This is a genomic window from Candidatus Pelagadaptatus aseana, assembly GCF_040362265.1.
In the GTDB taxonomy this organism is placed as follows: domain Bacteria; phylum Pseudomonadota; class Gammaproteobacteria; order Pseudomonadales; family Cellvibrionaceae; genus Pelagadaptatus; species Pelagadaptatus aseana.
This window is the reverse complement of record NZ_BAABNJ010000003.1, coordinates 337802-361280: the sequence shown is the minus strand read 5'-3', so window position 1 is coordinate 361280 and position 23479 is coordinate 337802. Positions and strand designations below refer to the sequence as shown.

At 50.5% G+C, this 23479-nt stretch carries 22 protein-coding genes and 1 tRNA gene; 17 read left to right on the top strand and 6 right to left on the bottom strand.

The genetic code is table 11. From position 1 onward, the window contains the following. Nucleotides 1-19 precede the first annotated feature (19 nt). The 11 genes from adk (at nucleotide 20) to ACPXV9_RS06315 (ending at nucleotide 11238) form a co-directional block, all read left to right on the top strand. Entirely contained in the window at nucleotides 20-670 is a 651-nt protein-coding gene (gene adk / locus ACPXV9_RS06365) for an adenylate kinase (RefSeq protein ID WP_423895587.1), read from the top strand. A 127-nt stretch (nucleotides 671-797) separates the two neighbouring features. Further along, nucleotides 798-1796, top strand: coding sequence for a ferrochelatase (gene hemH, locus ACPXV9_RS06360; protein ID WP_423895585.1), 999 nt, complete (start codon nucleotides 798-800; stop codon nucleotides 1794-1796). A 175-nt stretch (nucleotides 1797-1971) separates the two neighbouring features. Then, nucleotides 1972-2847: a hypothetical protein gene (locus ACPXV9_RS06355; RefSeq protein ID WP_423895583.1), complete on the top strand. Its 876-nt coding sequence runs from the start codon at nucleotides 1972-1974 to the stop codon at nucleotides 2845-2847. A gap of 126 nt (nucleotides 2848-2973) precedes the next feature. Beyond that, on the top strand, nucleotides 2974-3696 hold the full coding sequence (gene tsaB, locus ACPXV9_RS06350) for a tRNA (adenosine(37)-N6)-threonylcarbamoyltransferase complex dimerization subunit type 1 TsaB (protein WP_423895582.1): 723 nt from the start codon (nucleotides 2974-2976) through the stop codon (nucleotides 3694-3696). Next, nucleotides 3696-4487 (top strand): undecaprenyl-diphosphate phosphatase, encoded by a 792-nt coding sequence (locus ACPXV9_RS06345; RefSeq protein WP_423895580.1) that lies wholly within the window; start codon nucleotides 3696-3698, stop codon nucleotides 4485-4487. The genes tsaB and ACPXV9_RS06345 overlap by 1 nt, the downstream gene beginning before the upstream one ends. A 23-nt stretch (nucleotides 4488-4510) precedes the next feature. Beyond that, nucleotides 4511-5392 carry an NAD(P)-dependent oxidoreductase gene (locus ACPXV9_RS06340; protein WP_423895579.1) on the top strand — a complete coding sequence of 294 codons (882 nt, stop codon included), beginning with the start codon at nucleotides 4511-4513 and terminating at the stop codon, nucleotides 5390-5392. A 66-nt stretch (nucleotides 5393-5458) separates the two neighbouring features. Continuing rightward, entirely contained in the window at nucleotides 5459-6760 is a 1302-nt protein-coding gene (locus ACPXV9_RS06335) for a M18 family aminopeptidase (protein WP_423895577.1), read from the top strand. A gap of 100 nt (nucleotides 6761-6860) precedes the next feature. Continuing rightward, nucleotides 6861-7949: a cyclic nucleotide-binding domain-containing protein gene (locus tag ACPXV9_RS06330; protein ID WP_423895575.1), complete on the top strand. Its 1089-nt coding sequence runs from the start codon at nucleotides 6861-6863 to the stop codon at nucleotides 7947-7949. A gap of 155 nt (nucleotides 7950-8104) precedes the next feature. Next, nucleotides 8105-9115: a tryptophan--tRNA ligase gene (locus tag ACPXV9_RS06325; RefSeq protein WP_423895573.1), complete on the top strand. Its 1011-nt coding sequence runs from the start codon at nucleotides 8105-8107 to the stop codon at nucleotides 9113-9115. A 105-nt stretch (nucleotides 9116-9220) separates the two neighbouring features. Continuing rightward, entirely contained in the window at nucleotides 9221-9526 is a 306-nt protein-coding gene (locus ACPXV9_RS06320) for an STAS domain-containing protein (RefSeq protein WP_423895572.1), read from the top strand. Next, nucleotides 9526-11238, top strand: coding sequence for an ATP-binding SpoIIE family protein phosphatase (locus ACPXV9_RS06315; protein ID WP_423895570.1), 1713 nt, complete (start codon nucleotides 9526-9528; stop codon nucleotides 11236-11238). The genes ACPXV9_RS06320 and ACPXV9_RS06315 overlap by 1 nt, the downstream gene beginning before the upstream one ends. A gap of 32 nt (nucleotides 11239-11270) precedes the next feature. Here the strand turns inward: ACPXV9_RS06315 and bioA are convergent, their stop codons facing one another. From bioA to ACPXV9_RS06300, 3 genes are all read right to left on the bottom strand, one after another. Further along, nucleotides 11271-12572 carry an adenosylmethionine--8-amino-7-oxononanoate transaminase gene (gene bioA, locus ACPXV9_RS06310; protein WP_423895568.1) on the bottom strand — a complete coding sequence of 434 codons (1302 nt, stop codon included), beginning with the start codon at nucleotides 12570-12572 and terminating at the stop codon, nucleotides 11271-11273. Between the two features lie 146 nt (nucleotides 12573-12718). Beyond that, a complete protein-coding gene (locus ACPXV9_RS06305) occupies nucleotides 12719-14290 on the bottom strand; it encodes a methyl-accepting chemotaxis protein (protein ID WP_423895566.1) in 1572 nt (523 codons plus the stop codon). A 136-nt stretch (nucleotides 14291-14426) separates the two neighbouring features. Next, entirely contained in the window at nucleotides 14427-15185 is a 759-nt protein-coding gene (locus tag ACPXV9_RS06300) for a flagellar brake protein (RefSeq protein WP_423895564.1), read from the bottom strand. 296 nt (nucleotides 15186-15481) lie between these two features. Between ACPXV9_RS06300 and ttcA the strand changes: the two genes are divergently transcribed. Then, nucleotides 15482-16390, top strand: coding sequence for a tRNA 2-thiocytidine(32) synthetase TtcA (gene ttcA, locus ACPXV9_RS06295; protein ID WP_423895563.1), 909 nt, complete (start codon nucleotides 15482-15484; stop codon nucleotides 16388-16390). A gap of 84 nt (nucleotides 16391-16474) precedes the next feature. Then, a complete protein-coding gene (locus ACPXV9_RS06290) occupies nucleotides 16475-16849 on the top strand; it encodes a hypothetical protein (protein ID WP_423895562.1) in 375 nt (124 codons plus the stop codon). 16 nt (nucleotides 16850-16865) lie between these two features. On the opposite strand, the gene ACPXV9_RS06285 is transcribed toward ACPXV9_RS06290, so the two are convergent. Then, nucleotides 16866-17366 (bottom strand): hypothetical protein, encoded by a 501-nt coding sequence (locus ACPXV9_RS06285; RefSeq protein WP_423895560.1) that lies wholly within the window; start codon nucleotides 17364-17366, stop codon nucleotides 16866-16868. A 356-nt stretch (nucleotides 17367-17722) separates the two neighbouring features. Between ACPXV9_RS06285 and ACPXV9_RS06280 the strand changes: the two genes are divergently transcribed. Beyond that, nucleotides 17723-18244: an O-acetyl-ADP-ribose deacetylase gene (locus ACPXV9_RS06280; protein WP_423895558.1), complete on the top strand. Its 522-nt coding sequence runs from the start codon at nucleotides 17723-17725 to the stop codon at nucleotides 18242-18244. Nucleotides 18245-18329: 85 nt separating this feature from the next. Further along, a complete protein-coding gene (locus ACPXV9_RS06275; protein WP_423895557.1) occupies nucleotides 18330-20786 on the top strand; it encodes a putative bifunctional diguanylate cyclase/phosphodiesterase in 2457 nt (818 codons plus the stop codon). Nucleotides 20787-20789: 3 nt separating this feature from the next. On the opposite strand, the gene ACPXV9_RS06270 is transcribed toward ACPXV9_RS06275, so the two are convergent. Beyond that, complete coding sequence (locus ACPXV9_RS06270; RefSeq protein ID WP_423895555.1) at nucleotides 20790-21512, bottom strand: 16S rRNA (uracil(1498)-N(3))-methyltransferase; 723 nt, start codon at nucleotides 21510-21512, stop codon at nucleotides 20790-20792. Nucleotides 21513-21538: 26 nt separating this feature from the next. Next, nucleotides 21539-21615, bottom strand: a tRNA-Arg gene (locus ACPXV9_RS06265). 200 nt (nucleotides 21616-21815) lie between these two features. On the opposite strand from ACPXV9_RS06265, the gene arsS reads away from it, so the two are divergent. Both arsS and ACPXV9_RS06255 read left to right on the top strand, forming a co-directional pair. After that, entirely contained in the window at nucleotides 21816-22802 is a 987-nt protein-coding gene (gene arsS, locus ACPXV9_RS06260) for an arsenosugar biosynthesis radical SAM (seleno)protein ArsS (protein WP_423895553.1), read from the top strand. Beyond that, a complete protein-coding gene (locus ACPXV9_RS06255) occupies nucleotides 22799-23467 on the top strand; it encodes a TIGR04283 family arsenosugar biosynthesis glycosyltransferase (protein ID WP_423895551.1) in 669 nt (222 codons plus the stop codon). The genes arsS and ACPXV9_RS06255 overlap by 4 nt, the downstream gene beginning before the upstream one ends. Nucleotides 23468-23479: the final 12 nt, after the last annotated feature.

Sequence of the window (23479 nt, the reverse complement as noted above, 5' to 3'; positions counted from 1 at the left end):
TTATAGGAGTCAACATCCAATGCGTATCATTTTGTTAGGCGCACCCGGTGCAGGTAAGGGAACCCAGGCACAATTCATTATGGAGAAGTATGGTATCCCTCAGATTTCCACGGGTGATATGTTGCGCGCTGCGGTAAAAGCCGGCACTCCTCTGGGCTTGCAGGCCAAGGACATTATGGCTTCCGGTGGTCTGGTTTCCGATGATTTGATTATCGCTCTGGTAAAAGATCGTATTGCCCAGGATGACTGTGCCAAAGGTTTCTTGTTTGATGGTTTCCCTCGCACCATTCCTCAGGCCGAAGCTCTGCAGCAGGCTGGTGTTGACATTGATCACGTATTGGAAATTGATGTTGATGATGAAGAAATCGTAAGCCGCATGAGTGGTCGCCGAGTTCATCAGGCTTCCGGTCGTGTTTACCACGTGATTCATAATCCGCCTAAAGAAGAAGGTAAAGACGATGTGACCGGTGAGCCTTTATTGCAGCGTGAAGACGATCAGGAAGAGACTGTTCGCAAGCGTCTGGGTATTTACCATGAGCAGACCAAGCCGCTGGTTGATTTCTATCAGTCTATGGCCGGTGGTGAAGGTCAATCGGTTAAGTACACTCGCGTAGCTGGTGTAGGCAGTCTGGATGACATCAAAGAACAGCTGTTTGCCGCGTTGTCTTGAGTCTCTTATTGACTTAAGCTCGCTTAACAGTTGGTTTGAAATAGGCTCGAAAGAGCCTATTTTTTTTGTCTGCAATAAATGAACTGTTGCTTAATGACAAACGTAATTTTTTGATTTGGGGGTAATTGTGTCAGATCGTCTTGGGGTTGTACTGGTCAATCTTGGTACGCCAGAGAAGCCGACTGCGGCTGCTGTGCGTAAATTTTTAGCTGAATTTCTCAGTGATCAACGTGTGGTTGAGATCCCAAAGCCCATTTGGCAGATTATTCTGAACTGTTTTATTTTGCCTTTCCGGCCGGGAAAAGTCGCTGAGGCTTATCAATCCATTTGGACCGAAGACGGGTCACCACTCCTGGCCATTACCAAGCGGCAGGTGGCTGCTTTGAAAGAGAATCTTGCGGAAGATGTTGCCAGCGGTGATATCTTGATTCGCTACGCCATGACCTACGGTAGCCCATCCATTGAAGATGTGGTGACAGAAATGGAATCTTATTCTGGTGATGAATACATCGACCGCATTCTGATTCTGCCGCTCTATCCTCAATTCTCGGCAACGACCACGGGGGCGGTATATGATCAGGTTGCGCGATTAACTATGTCCCGGCGCGATATTCCCAATCTGGTGGTGCACAAGCAGTATTATCAATTGGACAGTTACATAGAGGCGCTCGCGGGATCCATTGCGCGCTACCGTGAGCAGCATGGCAGTGCTGAAAAATTATTGTTCTCTTTTCATGGTATTCCTCGCCGTTGTGTGGATCTCGGAGATCCCTATTATTGTCAGTGCAAAGAAACGGCAGAGCGAACAGTGGCGAAGCTGGGGCTTGAGGCAGACGATTGGGAAATCAGTTTTCAGTCTAGGCTTGGTAAGGCCGAGTGGCTCAAACCTTATACCAGTAATTTGCTGGAATCCTGGGGTGAATCAGGCGTTAATTCCGTGCAGGTGGTTTGCCCGGCATTTGCTGCTGATTGTCTGGAAACTCTCGAAGAAATTAAAATAGAAAACCGGGATGTTTTTCTTGAAGCGGGCGGAAAAAATTATTCAATGATTCCCTGCTTGAACGATGATCCAGATCATATTCAGATGTTGGCCAACATCGTAAAAAGTTACAAAAATGTTTTGTGATTTCTTTTAAAAATCCTGAAAAATCTTTTTTTCGCTTAAATAAAGTGATTTGTTTTAAAAAAAATCACTTTATTTAGTGAAAAATGTTATCAAATGCTTTTGCTGCCTAATATTTGTGCTATTTTCTTTATGTCAGTAGTTTGGCATTTTTTAAATATCATAAGGAGATTATGAAATGGCGAGAGCAGCAAAAGCTTCTGCTAAAAAGGCGCCAGCAAAGCGCCGTACAACCGCTACCAAAAAAACACCGGCCCGTAAGGCTGCCCCTAAAAAAACTTCGGCGAAATCTGTTCAGCCTGCAGCTTTGGTAAAAGCCGAAGCCGCTCTGGATAAAGTGCAAAAACAAATTGCTGCTCAAGACAAGGTTCTGGCTGCTGCCAAGAAAAAAGCTGACGCTGCCAAAGCCAAAGCTTCCAAAACCAAAAAAGCCGTTGATAAGCGTTCGGCGCAATCTGCTGCCAATGCTTTGGCCAAAGCCAAAGAAAAACTGCGTAAACTCAAGGTTCAAGCCGCGGAATCCAAAGTGGTTGTTACCAAAGAGTCCATTCTGGCTAAGATTCACCACGTTGAAGCTGATATTGTGAATCGCGTTGAAGAAGCCAAAAACAAACTTGAAGAGCGTGCTGAAGAAGAGTGGAAATCTGCTGTTGCTGTTTTTGAAGCTCAATGGAAGAAGCAGCGTGAGTCAGCCAACGCCAAAAAACTGGTGGCGACTGAGAAAAAGCTGGTAGCCAAAGCCAAGGCCACTGCAAAAACCATCAAAGCCAAGGCTACGGCGGTAGAGAAAAAAGCGGCAGCCAAACTCAAAGCCGCAGAGAAAAAAGCAGAAGCCAAAATCAAGGCTGCCGAGAAGAAAACCGCGGCAAAACAAAAGGCCGCTGCCAAGAAAGCAGCCGTTAAGAAACCTGCTGTGAAGAAGGCTCCAGCCAAGAAAGCGGCTGCCAAGAAGCCTGCTGCCAAAAAAGCACCAGCGAAGAAAAAGGCACCAGCCAAGAAGGCCGCCGCTAAAAAGGCACCAGCCAAGCGTGGGCGCCCAGCCAAAAAGAGTTAATGTTGCCGCTTCGGGTGTCATTGCCTGAATCAAACCCCGCTTCGGCGGGGTTTTTTTTGGCTGTTGAATAGCCCGTAATTTTGAGACAATGGTGACTTTCTTTTAAATACGATATTGAGTGAAGCCATGAGCACTATTTTGGCGGTGGAAACTTCTTCAAACCTTTGTTCGGTTGCTGTGTTGCGAGATGGTCAGGTATTTGAATTGACCGAAGATGCCCCTCGAGAGCACACTCAAAAGCTTTTGCCGATGATTGACGCCCTGTTGACAGATAACAATCTGCAGCTGGCTGACCTGGATGCCATTGCCTATGGTTGTGGCCCGGGTTCTTTTACTGGTTTGAGAATCTGTTTGGGAGTGGTCCAAGGTCTGGCCTATGGTCGTGATATTCCTTTGATTCCGGTGTCTTCACTGGAGACCATTGCCCGCTCAGCAGCTGAACAGGGTAATCTGGGCGTTGATAAAGGCTATTTGGTGGTGGCCAATGATGCCCGCATGGATGAAGTTTACGCCTGTTTTTATGAATTTGGCCCTGATGGTGTGGTTGCTCTGTCTGAGGAACAAGTACTGAAACCGGCTGAGCTTTGTTGCCAGTCACAGTTTAAGAGCTTGGTGCAAGAATTCTTTGCCATAGGTGATGGCTGGCATTACCCGGATTTGGCAGAGGTTCTGGCGAACCGTGAAGACAACCAATCGCAATGTATTATCAAAGCGACTGCTGGTGTCATGCTGGGAATTGCCGCAGAAAAATTAGCCCGTGGTGAAACCATTGCTGCTGAGCAATCCGAACCCACCTATCTCCGGGATTCGGTGGCTTGGAAGAAGCGCGAAAGAATCAGAAGTAACTGATGGATCATATTCAAACCATTATTCTTGCCCTGATTCAGGGGTTGACAGAATTTTTACCTATTTCCAGCTCGGCTCATTTGATTCTGCCTTCTCAGGTGCTGGGTTGGCCTGATCAGGGATTGGCCTTCGATGTGGCCGTTCACGTTGGCAGTCTGTTGGCGGTGGTTATCTACTTTAGGCGCGATATAGCGACGCTGCTCTGCGCCTGGATTGACAGTCTCAAGGGGCGATACAGTCGTGAAAGTCGTTTGGGCTGGTTTATTATCTGGGCGACCGCGCCGGCCTGTTTTGCAGGCCTGCTGTTTCATGATTTTATTGAAGCCAATCTGCGCTCGGCTGCGGTTATTGCGGCCACCACCCTGATCTTTGGTGTGATGTTGGGATGGGCTGATCGGCGTACCGGTACCACGGATTTAAACGACATAACCCTGAAGCAGGCTTTGCTGATTGGCGTGGCACAGGCGTTGGCTCTGATTCCAGGCACTTCGCGATCCGGAATTACCATTACAGCGGCACTAATGATGGGGTTTTCACGTCAGGCCGCTGCGCGTTTTTCTTTTTTACTGTCGATTCCCATTATTGCCTTGAGCGGCAGTTACAAGGGGTTGCAACTGTTATCACAAGACAATATTGAATGGCAGCCGGTGTTACTGGGTGTGGTGGTGTCCTTTGTTTCGGCCATTGCCTGTATCCATCTTTTTCTAAAGTGGATTGACCGAATTGGCATGGTGCCTTTCGTTATCTATCGGATTATTCTGAGTTTGTTGTTAGTCATTTTTGTTGTGCTCTGAGTGGCACACATTGTGGAGATATTATGAAGCGCATTACGTTTATCGGATTGGGTGTTATGGGGTTTCCCATGGCCGGTCATCTGCAGCAAGCCGGTTTCGATATGACTGTTTATAACCGCACTACGGCCAAGGCGCAGCAGTGGGTGTCGCAATATGGCGGGCAATTCGCTGAAACCCCGGCAGAGGCTTCGCGTAATGCGGATCTGGTGTTGTGTTGCGTTGGCAATGACGACGATCTGCGTCAGGTCACTGTTGGTGAGGATGGCGCCTTTGCATCATTAAAACCCGGCACCTTGTTTATTGACCACACCACAGCCTCGGCAGAGGTGGCTCGGGAGTTGTCGGCTATGCTGAAACAGCAGGGCTGTGAGTTTCTCGATGCGCCGGTCTCCGGTGGTCAACAGGGGGCTGAAAATGCGGCTCTGACGATTATGGTCGGGGGATCTGAAGAAGCGTTTGCCAAAGCGATACCCGTTCTGGATGTGATGGCCAAGGCCGTTAATTTGATGGGCCCTGTCGGCAGTGGCCAGCTGTGCAAAATGGTGAATCAGATCTGCATTGCCGGCTTGTTACAGGGACTGTCGGAGGGTTTGAATTTTGCCAAGCGCGCCGGGTTGGATGCACACAAGGTGGTCGAGGTGATTTCGCAGGGGGCGGCACAATCCTGGCAAATGGAAAACCGCCACAAAACCATGTTGGCCGGTGAGTACGAGCATGGTTTTGCTGTTGATTGGATGCGTAAGGATCTGGATATCGTCCTGACGGAGGCTCGTAATAACGGCACCAGCTTGCCGGTGACGGCGTTGGTGGACCAGTACTACGCAGATGTGCAGGCGATGGGGGGGGGTCGTTGGGATACCTCCAGCCTGATGGCGAGAATGGAAGCCCTGTCTGGCAAAGACTGATCTGACCAATGACGAACAAATAAGACCGAGGTAAATACCATCGTGGGACAAAGTGATATGGGAACAATGGAAACATTTAATCAAGGCTTGCTGGATTTTCTTGGCCACTCACCCACACCGTTTCACGCGGCAAAAAATATTACCGAGACATTGATCTCGGCAGGATTCGAGCGTTTGCATGAAAGTGATTGCTGGCAGTTGCAGCCGGGTAAACGCTATGTCGTCACTCGCAATGATTCCTCTGTGCTGGCATTTGTGTACGGCACTGCGGATCTGGATGCGCAGGGTATTCGCATGATCGGTGCCCATACCGACAGCCCTTGTCTGAAAGTAAAACCCGCACCGGAAACCAACCGCAAGGGCTATGCCCAACTGGGGGTTGAAACCTATGGAGGGGTACTGCAAAGCACCTGGTTTGACCGGGATCTGTCCCTGGCTGGGCGAGTAACTTATCGTGATCATGAGGGCCATCTTCGCAATCAGTTGCTGGACTTTGAGACCGCCATAGCGGTTGTTCCCAGTCTTGCGATACACCTTGATCGGGAGGCCAACAGCAACAAATCCATTAATGCCCAGAATCATCTGCCGCCCGTGCTGTTTTTGGGTGATGAAAAACAAGCCTGGGATTTTCGTGAGCTGTTAAAGCAGCGGCTTGAGCAGCAGGGAGCCAGTTGCGACAGGGTACTGGATTACGAGTTGAGCTTTTACGACGTACAGAAACCCGCTGTCACGGGGTTGCGACAGGAGTTTATCAGCAGTGCCCGGTTGGATAACCTGCTCAGTTGCTACGTCGGTATGCAGGCCATGCTGCAAGCAGGTACAGAGCACAGTGTGTTACTGATTTGCAATGATCACGAAGAGGTGGGCAGCGCCTCGGCGTGCGGTGCTCAGGGCCCCATGCTGGAAGACTTTCTGGTGCGTCTGCAACCGGAGCCACAGGCGCGCTTGCGCTGTATCAATCAGTCCTTAATGATTTCTGCGGATAATGCACACGCCATCCATCCGAATTTCAGTGACAAGCACGATCAGAATCACGGTCCGAAGATCAATCAGGGGCCGGTGATTAAGATCAATGCCAATCAACGCTATGCCACCAATTCGGAAACAGCGGGAGCCTTCCGCCACTGGTGTGAACAGGTTGGTGTGCCGGTACAGGCGTTTGTGACACGCACAGATCTTGGTTGTGGCAGCACCATTGGTCCCATTACGGCCACTGAAGTTGGCGTTCGTACCATTGATATTGGGGTGCCGACTTTTGCCATGCATTCCATTCGTGAGATGGCAGGTACCGAAGATGCTTATTCGCTCTGTAAAGTTTTGAGTTACTATGTAAATAACGCTTTGGTGCAGAGCGACAGCGCCATCTGACCGTCGTCTTTAATAAGCCCAAGAGGCGGTTCGCAGGAGCTATTTAGTTGGAACTATCTAGTAGGAACTATTTAGCAGGAATTATCAGCAGGAAAATACGGTGTCCGAAAATCAGATTCCAGCCTTGTTATCAACTTTCAGTCCGTTCGATGATTTAAACGAGCAATATCGTCAGCGCATCGCCGAACACGCCGAAGTGGTGACCCGTGACAAGGGTAAAATTATCTTTCAGCGAGGCAAAGAGGCCTCTTATCGCTATTACCTGTTGGAAGGTTCTGTGGATCTGGTGGACTCCAGTTTCCGGCCTACCACCATTGCTGCCAATTCTGAACCCGCCAGATTAACCCTCGATGACAGTTCGCCAACCCGAGTGTCGGCTGTGGCCAATACGGCTTCGCGATTGCTCAAAGTTGATGCCGAGTTTCTGGATGTGGCACTGGCCTGGAGCCAGAGCTCCGGTGGTGTTGAGTTGCCCGAGCAATTCCCCTCTGCCAATGACGACGCCGAGCTGGGTGAGGTTAATCTGTCTCAGGCCCATGTGGAAGTGGATGAGGGCGAAGGCGATTGGATGTCAGCGCTGTTGCAGTCGCCTCTGTTTTACAAGGTTTCCCCCGCCCACCTGCAGAGCCTGTTTGCCCGTTTTCAGCGAGTGCCCGTTAAACAGGGAGAGCTGATCATCAAAGAGGGTGAAGCGGGCGATTATTTTTACGTGATTGGTCATGGTTCCGCGCGGGTTACCAATTTGACCGGCAAGCTGGATGTGCAACTGCAGCAGGGGCAGTTCTTTGGCGAGGAGGCACTGGTCGGTGACGCGCCTCGCAACGCCAGTATTACCATGCTCAGCGATGGTTACTTGATGCGCCTTGAAAAGGCCGATTTCAAATCCCTGTTGCAGGAGCCGGTACAGAAATTTATCCAATTTGAGGAGTTGCAGGGATTGGCGCCAGCGTCATATCAATTACTCGATGTACGCTTACCGCTGGAGTTTCGTCATCAGCACGTGCCCGGGAGCCGCAATATCAATTTGCCGGCACTGCGCGATAAATTGAAGGAGCTGGATACCGGCGTGCGCTATGTGATCACAGACGATGCCGGGCGCAGAAGTCAGGTGGCTGCCTACCTGTTGTGCCAGCAAGGCTTCGATGCGGTGATTCTGCAAGCTGCTGATCAACATTACGAGACGAATTAAAAGCCCGGATAAACCCCTGCAGAGAGCGACAAATCAAGGTATTATTTGCCGCTTTCCCGGCCGTTAATGGTCGACTTGTTAAGTGGTTCTTACAGAGAGTCTGTTATAGAGAACCTGTTATAGATAGCCTGGCCAGATTTAGTGATCAGATAATTATGAGCAAAGCACGAGTATTAACCGGTATTACAACCACTGGAACCCCACACCTGGGCAACTACGTTGGGGCCATTCGCCCGGCGATTGAAGCCAGTCAAAATCAGGACGTCCAGTCTTTTTATTTTTTGGCTGATTTTCACGCACTGATCAAGTGTCATGATCCGGAACAGGTACATCGTTCCACCACAGAAATTGCGGCGACTTGGCTGGCTTTGGGCCTGGACCCTGAAAAGGTGGTGTTTTATCGTCAGTCCGATATTCCTGAAATCCCGGAACTCTGCTGGATGCTCAATTGCATGGCGGCCAAAGGCCTGATGAACCGTGCCCATGCCTACAAGGCAGCTGTGGCCGCTAATGAAGAGGCCGGTGAAGACACTGACTTTGGTGTGACCATGGGGCTCTACAGTTACCCGGTTTTGATGGCAGCCGATATCCTGATGTTTAACGCCACTCAGGTGCCGGTTGGCAAGGATCAGATTCAGCATGTGGAAATGGCACGGGATATTGCCGGTCGTTTCAATCACCACTACGGTGAGCACTTTGTGATGCCGGAGGCGGTTGTCGACGACAAGGTCGCGGTACTGCAGGGCCTTGATGGGCGCAAAATGAGCAAAAGTTACGGCAATACCATTCCGTTGTTCCTGACCGAAAAGCAGCTCAAAAAACACATCAACAAAATCAAGACAAATTTGCTCGAGCCGGGTGATCCCAAAGATCCGGATACCTCCACCGTATTTCAGGTGTGGCAGGCGTTTGCGACAGAGCAACAGACCGCCGATATGCGTCAGGCCTTCCTCGATGGGATTGCCTGGGGGGAAGCCAAGAAGCAATTGTTTGAGCTGGTCAATGAAGAGTTGCGAGAAGCCCGCGAGCGCTATCAGGAGTTACTGGCCAATCCCAAGCATATGGAAGAGTTGTTGCAAATGGGGGCTGAAAAGGCGCGCTCTTACAGCGCTCCTTTGCTGCAGGCCTGCCGCGAGGCCGTAGGTATTCGTCCTCTCACCAAATAAACCATAGCTGGCTGGCTGCTTAACTGAGCTGGCCGACTTTCGGGCAAAATAATAAATACTTGGTACACTCATTAAGGTGTGTGTCTATAGGAGAACCTGAGCCCCATGAGTATTACAACGTCGCCATTGTCTGACGGAGAATACGCCATTGCCTTGGGCGAAACCTTCGATTTCAACTGTGTGGATGAATTCCGTCGCTCCTATGAGTCGGTATCGGCATCGCTGGTGTCACAGTTTTCCATCGATTTTCGCAAGACCCATTTTATGGACAGTTCGGCGCTCGGCATGCTGATTAACATGCAGAAGCACTGGGGCGATAAGGGGGTTGAAATTCGTATCATCAATGCCAACGCCCAGGTTAAAAAGTTATTCTCTATCTCCCGGCTCGATAAGAAATTCAGCATAGAATAATGGCTGATATTGAGCTGCAGGAAGGCAGGATTCTGATCGTTGATGATCAGGCCTACAACCGTGAACTGCTGGCCTACCTCCTCAGCGATTACGGTTATACCTTTGCAATGGCTGCCAATGGCAAAGAGGCTGTGGAGGCCATTGAGGCTGACGACACCATTGATCTGGTACTGATGGATGTCAGTATGCCGGTTATGGATGGCTTCGAGGCTACCCGTCTCATCAAGGCCAAAACAACGGGACGTTATCAGCCGGTGGTGTTTGTTACGGCTCTTGATGATGAGCAGACCCTGGCCAAATGTCTTGAGGTGGGTGGTGATGATTTTATTCCCAAACCGGTCAACCTCAATGTCTTACTGGCCAAGGTAAAAGCCAACCAGCGCAGCGCCGCACTTTACCGCCAGTTGCAGGAATCCAATACCAGTTTGTTGTATCACCAGAAGGTGATGGATCGCGAACATGCGATTGTGGAACACGTATTCCGCAATGGCATGCAGCGGGTTGATATGCAATGCCGCAATATCCGTTACAGCATTACTCCTCTGTCGATGTTCAATGGGGATTTGATGTTGACGGCACCCAACCCATCGGGAGGTGTGTATGTGATGCTGGGTGATTTTACCGGTCATGGTTTGTCGGCGGCCATTGGCTGTCTGCCGGTGTCTGATATTTTCTATGCCATGACCAAAAAGCATGCCGATGTGGGTGATATCGCGTTTGAAATCAATCTACGGCTGCAGTCACTGCTGCCTTCGTATATGTTCTTTTGTGCGGCCATTCTCGAGCTGTCGGTCAACGGTGATCGTTTGAGTTATTGGAATGGCGGCATGAATGACATTCTGATGATTGCCCCCGGCGGCGGTGTGGCCGACCGACTCACTGCTCAGCATATGCCACTGGGAGTGCTTGAATGCGATGAATTTGATCGCTCTATCACCACCATAAAACCGGAAGCCCGTAGCCGTATCTTTGTTTATACCGATGGGGTGATTGAGGCTCGCAACAGCGAGGGTGAGTTTTTCGGTGAGGAACGTCTGGGAGCACTGTTTAACTCGCCACGTGAGAGCTATTTGCAGACTGTGTCTGAAGCCGTGGCCCAGTTTCAGCAGGCACAGAGTGATGATATTTCATTGTTTGAGCTTCATTGTGAGCCAGTGGTATTTGATAATCCGGCAGCGGCGGAAGCCTATCTAGAGGTGCGTTCATCGAATGTCAGCTTGCCCTGGAATCTACACTGTCATCTGGAAGCGGAAGAGTTGCGCAGTGGTGAAGTGGTGCATCAGTTTATTCGACTGGTTGCCAATGAAACCAGTCTTGCCCGGCACAAAGATGTTCTCTTTACCTTGATCAGTGAGCTCTTCAATAATGCTCTGGAGCATGGTCTGCTGGGTATGAACTCGGCGGATAAATATTCCATTGAAGGCTTTTCAAGTTATTACAGTGAGCGTCTGGCCCGCCTGGAGTCTCTAGAAGAAGGCGCCATTGATATCAGCCTGAAACTGACAGGAGAAGGCAACAGTTTACTGGAGTTGTCCATCAGCCATACCGGGCAGGCGTTTGATGTGGCCGCGGTGCGTCAGGCTCAGGAGCAGGCGCCACCCGTGGCATCCGGTTATGGCATTAAACTGGTGGAGGGGCTTTGTGAGTCGGTTGAATATTCAGACGATGGCCGCTCAGTAACTGCGGTCTATCCCTTAATATCTACTCCCTGATCAATTTCCTGCTTGATCAATTTCCTGCCTGATCAGTCGTGGCTGAATAGGGATTTGTCCGCGATAACGCGGCACATGGCCCCGGTCAATTGTTTCAGTTCTGCGTCACTGATCACCAGCGGTGGCATCAGGTAAACCAGCTTGCCAAAAGGCCGTACCCAGACACCCTGGGCAATAAAGGCCGATTGAATTTCCGCCATATTGACTGGGGTATTCATCTCGACCACGCCAATGGCGCCCAGTACCCGGACATCGGCGACATGCTCAAAGTCCCGGCAGGGGGCCAGACCTGTGTTGAGTAACGATTCAATACGCTGGACATTGGCTTGCCAGTCCTGAGACAACAACAGGCGGGTGCTGGCCAGTGCTGTGGCCGTGGCCAGAGGGTTGCCCATAAATGTGGGGCCGTGCATAAAGACACCGGCTTCGCCGCGACAGATGCCGTTGCTGATTTTTTCATTACACAGAGTGGCAGACAGGGTCATATAACCGCCAGTGAGAGCCTTGCCCAGACACAGAATGTCCGGGGATATGTCCGCGTGTTCACAGGCAAATAATTTACCCGTGCGGCCAAAGCCGGTAGCGATTTCATCGGCAATCAGCAACACATCGTATTGCTGGCAGAGTTGGTGAACCTGTTTCAGGTACTGAGGCGAGTAAAACCGCATGCCGCCGGCTCCCTGAACAATGGGTTCGAGGATAACCGCCGCCAATTGCTGATGGTTGTCCTTTATCAGGGTGGTGAATTCTGCAATGTCCGATGGCGCGAATGGCTCGTCATAAGCGGGAGTTGGTGCCGGGGCAAACAGGTTCTGCATCAGATTGTGTTGAAACAGGTGGTGCATGCCGGTAACCGGATCGCACACCGACATGGCGCCGATGGTATCGCCATGGTAGCCCTGTTGCAGTGCCAGTATTTTATTTTTCTGAGGTTGCCCCTGACTGTGCCAGTACTGCAGGGCCATTTTCAGTGCCACTTCCACGGCAACCGACCCTGAATCGGCGAAGAACACTTTATCGAGTCCCTTGGGGGTGATGTCAGCGAGCAGCTTGGCCAGTTCAGCCGCTGGTTGATGGGTCAGCCCGCCAAACATAATGTGGGACATCTGCTCGAGTTGCAGTTTGATGGCCTGATTCAGCTCTGGATGATTGTAACCATGGATCATGCACCACCAGGAGGACATGCCATCGATCAATTGCCTGCCATCACTCAGGGTAAAGCGCGCACCTTCGGCAGACGCCACCGGATAGACCGGGGGGCCATCAATGAGTGACGCGTAGGGGTGCCAAATATGTTGTTGGTCCAGGGCAAGAATCTGATCGCCAGTCAGCATGTGGGGGTCTCTGTTGACAAATTTAAGCCATTGTAATGTCTGTGCTGATTGATCCCCAGAGGTTTATTGATGCCTGATGGATGCTGATCAATAAAAAGGGGCCGAAAGGCCCCTTTTGTGTTTTCCACGTGTCAGATCAACCGATGTTACTCAAACTGTTTGACCAGATTGAATTGTTTCTGGCTGAGATCGGCCATCTCGTGACTGATGTCCACTGCCGCCTGAGCTTCCTCCTGAGTCCGGGCAGCAATATCTTTGATGGAGTTGGTGTTGTTCTCTACTTCAACGGCGGTTGAGGACTGCTCTTCGGCCGCGGAAGCGATCTGGGCTGACATGGTGTCAATGGTGTTGACCGAGTTGGAAATGGCTTCTAATGAGGCGCTGACATTGTTCATCTCTTCAACGGTTTTGTCGGTCAGCTGCTTACAGGTTTCCATGTTGTTGGAGGCATCGTTGGTGGCGCCTCCAAGCTTTTCAATGATGTCCTGAATATGCTGGGTTGATTCCTGAGTGCGCTGAGCCAGAGTCCGAACTTCGTCCGCCACTACCGCAAAGCCGCGCCCCTGTTCGCCTGCACGGGCCGCCTCAATCGCGGCGTTGAGTGCCAGCAAATTGGTTTGCTCGGCAATACCGCGGATTACGTCCACGACACTGGCGATCTGGTCACTGTCTTCCGACAGTCTGTTTACCACCTGATTCAACTGTCCGACGTTGTCTGACAGGCTGCTCAGGGCATTATTGGCACCGGAAAGTACGGTGTTGCCTTCACTTACCTGCTGCAGGGCTTCACCGGTGGCGATGGAGGTGTGAGAGGCACTGCTGGCAATTTCCTGAACCGCCTGAGACATCTGTTGCATGGACAGGGATACTTTGGACGTTTCCTGTTGCTGAGCTTCCATGCCGGCGTGGCTGCAGCGGGCCTGTTCTTCGGCCATCTCCGATTTACCCATTACCTCTTTGGCCGATTCCATAAAGCGCCCAAGAGCCGTCCTCAATCGGGCTTGCGTGGCAATATGAGCCAGTTCAATTTCCCCCGCGGTATCTGTTCTGCCGGTGTAGATATAGGCTGCCAGAGGGTCATCAATGACGCTGCGAGCTGCATCAAGCCCGGACTTGAGTGTTCTTTTGATCAACAGATCGCAAACATAACCGGCTATGGCTGCGGCAATGGATACGAATACGAAGTCACTGGCTACGATGCCTGTGCTTACGATCAAAAGAAAAGTGATGATGATAAAAACCGCCAGAGCCGGTACGCCAAAATTGACCAGCTTGGGTTTTACCTGTTCCACCTTGGGGATAGGGGATTGACCACTGTTGATACGTTCATAGGTATCTTCCGCTCGCCTGACCATATCGGCTGAGGGCTTGACGCGAACAGATTCGTAGCCGGTAACCTTGCCATTTTCACGAAGCGGTGTGACATAGGCATCAACCCAATAGTGGTCGCCATTTTTGCAGCGGTTTTTTACCACGCCCATCCAGGCTTTGCCGCTCTGAATGCGATCCCACATCATTTGGAATGCCGGTGCCGGCATGTCCGAGTGGCGCAACAGATTGTGCGGCTGATTAATCAGCTCTTCCTGAGTGTAACCGGCGATGCGGCAAAAAGTGTCATTGCAGAATGTGATAATCCCGCGAGTATCGGTTGCGGAGACGATTTCTTCGCCTTCTCTAAGGGGGATTTCTTTTCCTGTCTCCGGGCCATTGTTTCTCATCAGCCAAGCACCTGTTCAATTTATCAAAAAGCCGTAATGCCTAAGAATAGACACTATTCAGCCTGTTATACCAACCCTTCAGGTTTTCGGCTTTTTGATAGAAAACTTGAGGGGTACTTTCTGGCGGCGGATTGTATCAGGCCGCCTGAGGTTCCTGAATGGTGGATATCAGCTGTCTGATCTGGGTGGCGTGTTGCTGTGCCATATCGGTAAATTCCAGACTGATTTCGGTGTGGCGATAAGGACGGCGAACAAAACGGAAAGATTTTGCCCGTGCCTGACAACGCACCTGAAAATCTTCATGGAAGGAAAATTCACACAATGGCAACAGGGCACCGGGACGAAGCTGATCGAGGACATTGCCACCGACAATAACCCGCATACCTCCCGCGGAGATGTTGTTGGCGGTTGCATACCAAGGGGTGCGCCAGGGCGAGACAAGACGTACGGTGAGAGGTTGCTGTTTGCTCAGGGTCATGCGGCTGTTCTGGCGTCGCTGCTGATAAGACACGCTCTGGGGCAGGCGCAGGTGGTAAATGGGGGAATGGTTTTCAACGGAGATGGCTTCCAGTGGGGCGCTGAAACACAGCACCAGACCGTCTTTGTGATGCCTTACCGTAAAGTATTCCCCCGGTTGGAATATTCCGGCTGCAGGGCTTGGAAACAGATCATCAATAATCAGTTGGTTGTTGTTGAAGTCGATGTCCAGAATCAGGCTTTGGAATTTCTCGCCAGTACGGTCACAAATCACTTCCAGCAGTTGTCGCTTCTGCTGAAGCTCAAACAGCGGAACCAGTTGGTTGATCCGATCCCCCAGTTGATTGATGGGCTCGGCTTCCCTGATTTCTTCAGGCTTGCGTGACAGCTTTTGCATAACAGCTTGCAAAATGGCCATAGGTTTGAATCTCCGACAAGAATCTCGTAACAGGTAGCAATCATTTTTGCTTTGGATTCTCTAAAGCAAGGGGTATGCCAGTTTTCCTGATCACATTTAAGAAATCGCTGCATCGCCTGATTTTACTCGGCTATAGCCACAGCAGTGAGGCGGTTGCTGTCGCTGATGGTCGAGGCGGAAAAGCGGTGATTGGCAGAACACTGCCGCCTTGCCGGCAAATGCGGTAATAAGCATTCCCTGAGGCGTTCGAAATCCGTACAATTGCCGCTTTTTTAAGCGGTAGAGCAGGTAGAACCATGACAGAGGCAAGCGCACGCAAAGAGCGGCTGGAGTTTAACAAGTTGCAAAAGCGTCTCAGGCGTCAGGTGGGGCTGGCCATTACCGACTTTAATATGATCGAGGATGGCGACAAGGTCATGGTGTGCCTCTCGGGCGGCAAGGATTCCTATTGCATGCTCAATGTCCTGATGAATTTGCAGAAAAGTGCCCCGGTTAAGTTTGAACTGGTGGCCGTCAATATGGATCAGAAGCAACCGGGGTTTCCCGAGCATATTCTGCCTGATTATCTCGATTCACTGGGTATTGAGTATTACATCATTGAGCGGGATACCTACTCGGTAGTGAAGAGCAAGATTCCAGAGGGCAAAACCACCTGTGGTCTTTGTTCAAGGTTGAGACGCGGGACTCTGTACTCATTTGCCGAAGACATTGGTGCGACCAAGATTGCTCTTGGGCATCACAAAGACGATATTGTTGAAACCATGTTTCTCAACATGTTCTATGGTTCCAGACTGTCCGGGATGCCTCCCAAACTGCTGTCCGATGACAAGCGAAACATCGTGATCCGCCCTATGGCCTATTGCCGGGAACGGGATCTTGAGGCCTTTGCTGAAATCAAACGTTTTCCCATCATTCCCTGTAATCTGTGTGGCTCACAGGAAAATCTGCAGAGGCAGAATATCAAGCAAATGCTGAGGCAGTGGGAAAGAGAACACCCCAGCCGCATCGAAAGCATTTTCACTGCCATGCAGAATGTGGCGCCTTCACAGCTTGCCGATCGTGAATTGTTTAATTTTACCGAGCTCGCCATTGATCGCAGTGGTGAGCGCAAAGCCTATGAATATGCCGAAGAGCAAACGGTGGTGGGCGGCAATACCTCGGGTGCCGCTGAAGGCGTGCAGTTTATTGAGGTGACACAGGTATAGAACCACACAATATCTGAGGTTTTTGAAAAAACGGCTGTTTAATGCTATTCCATAAGGATGGGATTAATTAAAGAGGCCATGTTCATGGATAGCCGCTACGAAGTTGTCTATATCGACAAGTTTACCGATATTGTTGAAGCGGAAATTGCTAGGAAGCAGTTACAGCAGCGATTTCATATGTCTGATGGGGTGTTGCAGAGTTTGTCCTGTGGCAAACCCGTCGTCATCAAGAAAGGGGTCGACCTCGAAGAGGCCGAGCGCTATGAAAAGGCCATAAAAGATTCCGGTGGCGTTTGCTGGATTCAGAAAATGTCTGAAGATGGTGCTCATCATGAGCGTCGCCATAATGAACGTCGTCTTAATCTGGATCGCCGCAGTGAGTATCGAGGCTCCTCTATCCAGCCTGATCGGCGGGCCAACTGTGGTCGTCGAACCTCCGATAACAACAGCAAACATTGATGCCATTAGCTTGAGCTCAGGCTGCTGAAGCCGTGCTGCTGACGTGACGTTGGTAGGCGTTGACAAACAGGTGACAGGACGTAGTTTCTTCTGCATCGCCATTGTGGTAGCCCTTGATCCAGGCTTTTGCCAGCCCTTCGGTGTCTGAGGCATCGGGCAGAGTGATTCGATTGTATTTATAGATCATCCAGGCAATGGCAGTGGCGTAGCTGAGGTTGGTGGCGAGTTCCGCGTGGGGGTGAACCAGAAACTCTCTTTGGCTGGCCAGACCTCTGACTTTTGAGGCCATATCTGCATCGCCGATCAGGAAGTGATCCCAGATTTCAGTGTGGCGTTCTGGCAGGATCTGAAACAGGCCAACACCTCTCTGTCCATGGTTATGGAGATGAAACCCCATAGACGATTCCAGGGCTGCGGTGCCCAGAAGCAGGTTTTCTGCCGCTTTGGACCATTCCCCCAGGTGTTCAAGGCATGGAGCTACAACATAGGCTCGCAATTCTTCAGCACAAATCCCCATGGCTGTTTACCTCATTGATCAATAAGGGGCCCGCATTTCGACAATTTGTCTTCAGGGGAGTCTCCCCTGTACTCCGTATCCAAAGTCGATGGTCTACGGGCATCCGTGCAGGGCCTCTTTACAGGTTGTCGGCCTCTTTCCTTATTGGTGTAGTTGTTTTTTTGATACAAATCCAATTTCTTTTTGAATTTAGTGGGTTAGAGGCCCCATTTAACAAGATACTCAAGCTATAATTGATAACCTGTTGAGTTACTTTGTCTGGTGCGATTCTGAGTCAAAATTTGCGCACCCTGCACTAAGTGATGCAAAGCCTGTTCCTGACAGTTATGCCAGCACATCAATAATAAAGAGGCGAGATGATGGGAATGCGAGTTGTTGAAGGTGATATCACCCGGTTGCATGTGGATGTTATTGTCAATGCCGCTAACAACGCTCTGGCCGGTGGTGGTGGCGTTGATGGCGCCATTCATCGAGCGGCAGGTCCCCATTTACCTCAGGCCTGTCGGAATCTTGGCCGCTGTGACACCGGCGATGTCAAAGCAACGCCCGGTTTTGAGTTATCGGCCAACGCCATTTATCACACGGTTGGGCCGGTCTGGCAGGGCGGTATGTCACAGGAGCCTGAATTACTGGCCAGTTGTTATCGCAAAAGTCTTGAGCTGGCAGCGCGACAAGGCTTTCAATCCATTGCGTTTCCTGCCATAAGTTGTGGGGTTTACGGTTACCCGGCTGATCAGGCGGTTACTGTGGCGGTAACCACTGTACAGATTTTTCTCGAAGAAAACGCCAATATTGACGTAATCTTCTGTTGCTTTGCCAGGGACATGGCGGAGCTTTACCGCGATGCGATACAAACGATGGAAAAGCACAATCACTGAACACTGCTATCCTTTAAGTTGGTTGTTTGCGAACAATAATTAATAAAGTGGCAGCACATCAAACAAACAGACAGAGACACACTAGGTGAGTAGACGTTTATCGGGGATTTCGTTTCGGTTGGCCAAGGTTGGCGTGGCTTTGGCCTTTGTGCTGGGTTTGAGCATGAGCTTTATCCAGCTGTATTTCGATTACATTGCTCAGTCCGATAACCTTGATCTGGTGCTTGATCGGGTTGCCGAAGTGATTGAACCACCGGCTTCGCGTGCCGTACATACTTTGGATGACGATCTGTCTCTGGAAGTGGTGAACAGTTTGTTGGCTTATGATTTTGTCTATCAGGTGGCCATCAAAGATGAACTGGGTAATACCCTGGCATCGGGGACCAAACCCCGGCAGCAGTCTTCAACCGGTTGGCTCACCAACATTCTTCAGCAGGACAACAAGCGGATTTACACCGCGGATTTGAATATACCTGATTACGGCAGAGGGGCAGTTGGTCAGGTGATTTTTCACGTCGATGTGGATTTGGCACTGGCCGGATTTTATGATCGATCAGTGTTGGTGTTGATCTCGGGTATTTTCCGGAATTTCGTGCTGGTATTTTTGATGTTCTTTGCCTTCTACCGTTTGCTGGCAAAACCGCTGGTGCAAATGAGTCAGGAAATCAGCGAGATTCAGCCCGATCATCCAGGTGAAAAGCGCCTGACCATTGTTGATCCGCAAAGCCCGAACGAACTGACCCGTCTGTCTAAGGCGGTCAATGACCTGATGGATTCCGTCGAAATTACTCTGGATAAGCGTATTGAGGCTGAGCAAAACCTGCGAGAAAGTGAAGAGCTGGTGCGCAAAATGTTTCATGAAATGCCCGCCATGATTGCGGTGCGGACTATTCAAGGGGACATTACCTATGCCAATCCCAGTTTTGAGCAGTTTTGCGGCTTTTCTGCCGATGAGATAACCAGTAAGAACCTGTTTACTTCCGACTTCGATTTCTTTTTCGACAAGCAACAGGAGCTGAAGCGTCAGTTACTGGACAACAGTCTTAAGGATTCACCCGCCGCCATGGAGTTTGATGGTTACTTCTCCAGTCACGGGGGTAAGGTGTTGTATCTGCAGTGTCACTCGACGCCCATTACCATGTCGGGACAGCGCTATATCCTGATGGTGCTCAATGATATTTCCGACCGCCGTGAAGTGGAAGAGCGCATGGCCTATATGGCCTACCACGATATTCTGACCGGGCTTCCCAATCGCAGAAATCTGGTGGAGCGACTTGAAAATGAAATCATGCGCTCGCGGCGGCATCATTATTTTGGTGCGGTACTGTTTATTGATCTCGATCATTTCAAAAGTATCAATGACTCCTTGGGGCACGCCGTTGGTGATGAGCTGCTGAAACAGGTAGCTGCCCGTTTACGCGCCGGCGTTCGTGAAGAAGATGTGGTGTCACGCCTGAGTGGTGATGAATTCGTGGTGGTATTGACGGTCCTTGATGATGATTTTGAAACAGCTTGCCTGAAAGCCGGTGAAGTTGCCGAAAAGTTGCGGCTCAGCGTCAGTGAGCCCTATCCCCATGAAGACATACGCTTGCACGTTTCCTGCAGTATCGGGGTAAAGATCTACGAAGAAGACAAGACGTCGGCCGATGAGTTGTTGCGTTTTGCCGATACGGCCATGTATCAGGTCAAAGGACGGGGGCGTAATGCGGTCGAGTTCTTTAATGTGGCCATGTCGGAAAAAGTCAGTCGCCAGTTGGTGCTGGAGGCCGAACTGCATAAAGCTTACGAAAACTCCGAATTTGTTTTGTTTTTTCAGCCAAAATATTGTGCCATGAGCAAAAATATCAAAGGTGCAGAGGCCCTGATCCGCTGGCAACATCCGGAGCGGGGCATGGTATCACCCGGGGAATTTATTCCCCAGTTGGAATCTTCGGGGTTGATGTTTGATGTTGGTTATTGGGTTATTCAGGAAGGTTGCCGGACCATCAAAATGTTGCAGAGTCACGGGTTGTGGCATGAGGGCATGCGCCTGAGTGTCAACATCAGTCCACGTCAGTTACTGGATGCCAACTTTACCGAGAGTGTTGAGCGCATACTGAAAGAAGAAAGCATTGATGGACAGATGCTCGATTTTGAAGTGACTGAAAGCGTTGCCATCGACAATATTGAGAACTCTATTGAGACCATGCAGAAACTGATGGATCTTAATATCAGTTTTTCACTGGATGATTTTGGTACCGGTTACTCTTCCATCAGCTATCTCAAGCGTCTACCGGTTGAAAACCTGAAGATTGATTACAGCTTTGTGCGGGATATCGAAGAAGATTTCAACGATCGCTCTCTGGTTGAGATGATTGTGGCGATGGGGGCGATGCTCGACCTTAATGTGATCGCCGAAGGTGTTGAGACCGAGGGACAACTGGCTATCCTGGATGGCTTTGGTTGCAACTATTATCAGGGCTTCCTCTTCTCGCGGCCAATTCCTAAACAAGACTTTCAGGCGCTATTGCAGTCACAAGCTGACGGTTTAAAAGAGGTTTGACGGTCAGGGGAAGAGTTTGGCCAGTAACACCGGCACTGCCGTTTCAACGCGCAGGATTCTGTCCCCGAGATGGATGGCCTCGCAACCTGCCTGTTGTAATTTATCCACCTCATAGGGGATAAAGCCACCTTCCGGCCCGATGACCAACAGCGTATCCTCTAAAGAAGCCGCGGGGCAGGGTGTGGTTGTATATGGGTGGGCCACCAGGGCCCGGCGGTCTTGGCACAAGGCCGGCATGTCATCTTCTACAAAGGGCTTGAAACGCTTGTTCAGTATGACTTGTGGCAGCTGGGTATCACAGCCTTGTTCCAGCCCCAGAATCAATTGCTCCTGAATCTTTATGGCATCCAGCCAGGGACTTTGCCAATAACTCTTTTCTACGCGGTAACTGTTGATGAAGTAGAGTTTTTTCACGCCCATGGTGGCAATGGTTTGCAGAGTGCGCTTGAGCATTTTCGGGCGAGGTAATGCCATGATCAGCGTCACCGGCAGCGGTGGTGGTGGCGCTTTATTGAGATTGAGCTCCAGTGACAGGCAAGTACCGTCAATGCTTACTATGGTGGCAATCCCCATATCGCCATTGATCATCCCGGCTTTGACGGTGTCACCACATTCGACTCGATTGGTTTGTATCAGGTGCCGTGCTCGCCGGTCCTGTATTTTGGCCATGGGATGAATGCCCCGGGATGGGCAAAGATCTTCTGGTGTCAGCAGTAACAGGTTCATTGGAATCGGCGAGTTATTAGAGTGAGTGGCGTCCCCGAGACGATTCGAACGTCCGACCTAGCGCTTAGGAGGCGCTTGCTCTATCCAGCTGAGCTACGGGGACTTTTTTATGCGCTCTTGCTTGCACATCTACTTGCATGCTGGCGCAATGACATCCTTTGCGTTGGCATGAAAGTCTGGCTGACGCCAATGGCGGGGCATTGTAGCAGATCCCCTTGTGAACTGCCGAATGGATTTTCTGAACGACTCTGCTCGGGTAGACTCTACAACCAATAAAGATTCAATTGTCTGACAGGAAATATCATGAGAGATACCGAACCGTTGTTGCGCAGTAGCGATTTTCCTCGACTGCGACGTGATCGTCTGACGGCTTTGCAAGTGAATCTCGGGTATCTGTGCAATCTAAGTTGCACTCACTGTCATGTTAATGCCGGTCCCAAACGCACTGAATTGATGGATAAGACCACCATTGATTTGGTGCTGGAATTTATAGATCGGCAGGGAATCCGTTCGCTGGATTTGACCGGTGGGGCACCAGAGATGAATCCCCATTTTCAGTATCTGGTTGCGGAGGCCAGAAAGAGAGGCTGTGAGGTTATTGACCGCTGTAACCTAACGGTTCTACTGGAACCGGGGTATGAGGGCATGGCCGATTTTCTGGCGCAACAGCAAGTCAGGATTGTCGCATCCTTGCCGTGTTACGAAGAGGATAATGTCAATCAGCAGCGTGGCAAGGGGGTTTATCAAGCTTCGATTGAAGCGCTGCAGCGGCTCAATGCTTTGGGGTATGGTCGAGACAGCGAGTTGGTCCTGGATTTGGTTTACAATCCCGGCGGACCTTTTTTGCCGCCTCCACAAGAGCAGCTGCAAAAAGACTATAAACAACAGTTGGCGCAGCGTTATGACATTATATTCCATGAACTGCTGACCATCACCAATATGCCTATAAGCCGATTTGGCAGTGTGCTGCTGGCCCACGATCAGTTTGATGATTATCTGACGCTGTTGAAGAACAACTACAGCGCAGACAATATGAGCAGTGTTATGTGCCGCTCACTATTAAGTGTGGACTGGCAGGGGCATGTCTATGATTGCGATTTCAATCAGATGTTGCACTGGCCCATGCAGTTGACGGAAGTGGATCAGCTGATCGCATCGGATAGCCGACGTATTCATTTACGGGATTTGATGGAACGCGATCTTGAGGGTATGCCGATTGTGGTGGGCGAGCATTGTTATGGTTGTACTGCCGGGCAGGGAAGCAGTTGTGGTGGGGCTCTGTCCGCGTGAGTTTAAGTATTATTGTTCCCTGTTTGAATGAAGCCGATGGTATTGAATCCACCCTGATTTTGTTGCAGCCATTAAGGATCAGCGGCGTTGAGGTTGTGGTGGTTGATGGTGGCAGTGCGGATGACACCGTAAGTAAGGCGTCGGGATTGGCAGATCAGATTTTTTTGAGTCCCCCTGGCAGGGCTTTGCAGATGAATGCCGGTGCCCGTATGGCGTCAGGTGAGTATCTGTTATTTCTTCATGCGGACACCCGGTTGCCGGACCAGTTTTTAGTGGATTATGCCGACTGGCAGTCAAAGCAGGCACCCTGGGGATTTTTTCCGGTCAGTCTTTCAGGTTCGCACTGGATGTTGACAGTGGTGGCCTGGTTTATGAATCGTCGTTCTCAGATCTCCGCGATTGCTACCGGGGATCAGTGCCTGTTTGTTCGCCGCGATGTCTGGATGGAATTGCAGGGTTTTGCAGAGATCCCGTTGATGGAAGATATCGATCTGTGCCGGCGCCTGAAGTCAAGGCGGCCATTTGTGGCGCGTCACCGGGTTACAACATCCAGTCGACGTTGGGAGGAAAACGGTATTTTCAAAACGATTAGGCTGATGTGGTGGCTGCGCTGGCGGTTTTATTGGGGCGCAGATCCGGCCGAACTCAAAAAAAGTTATCGTTAATAGAATGGTATT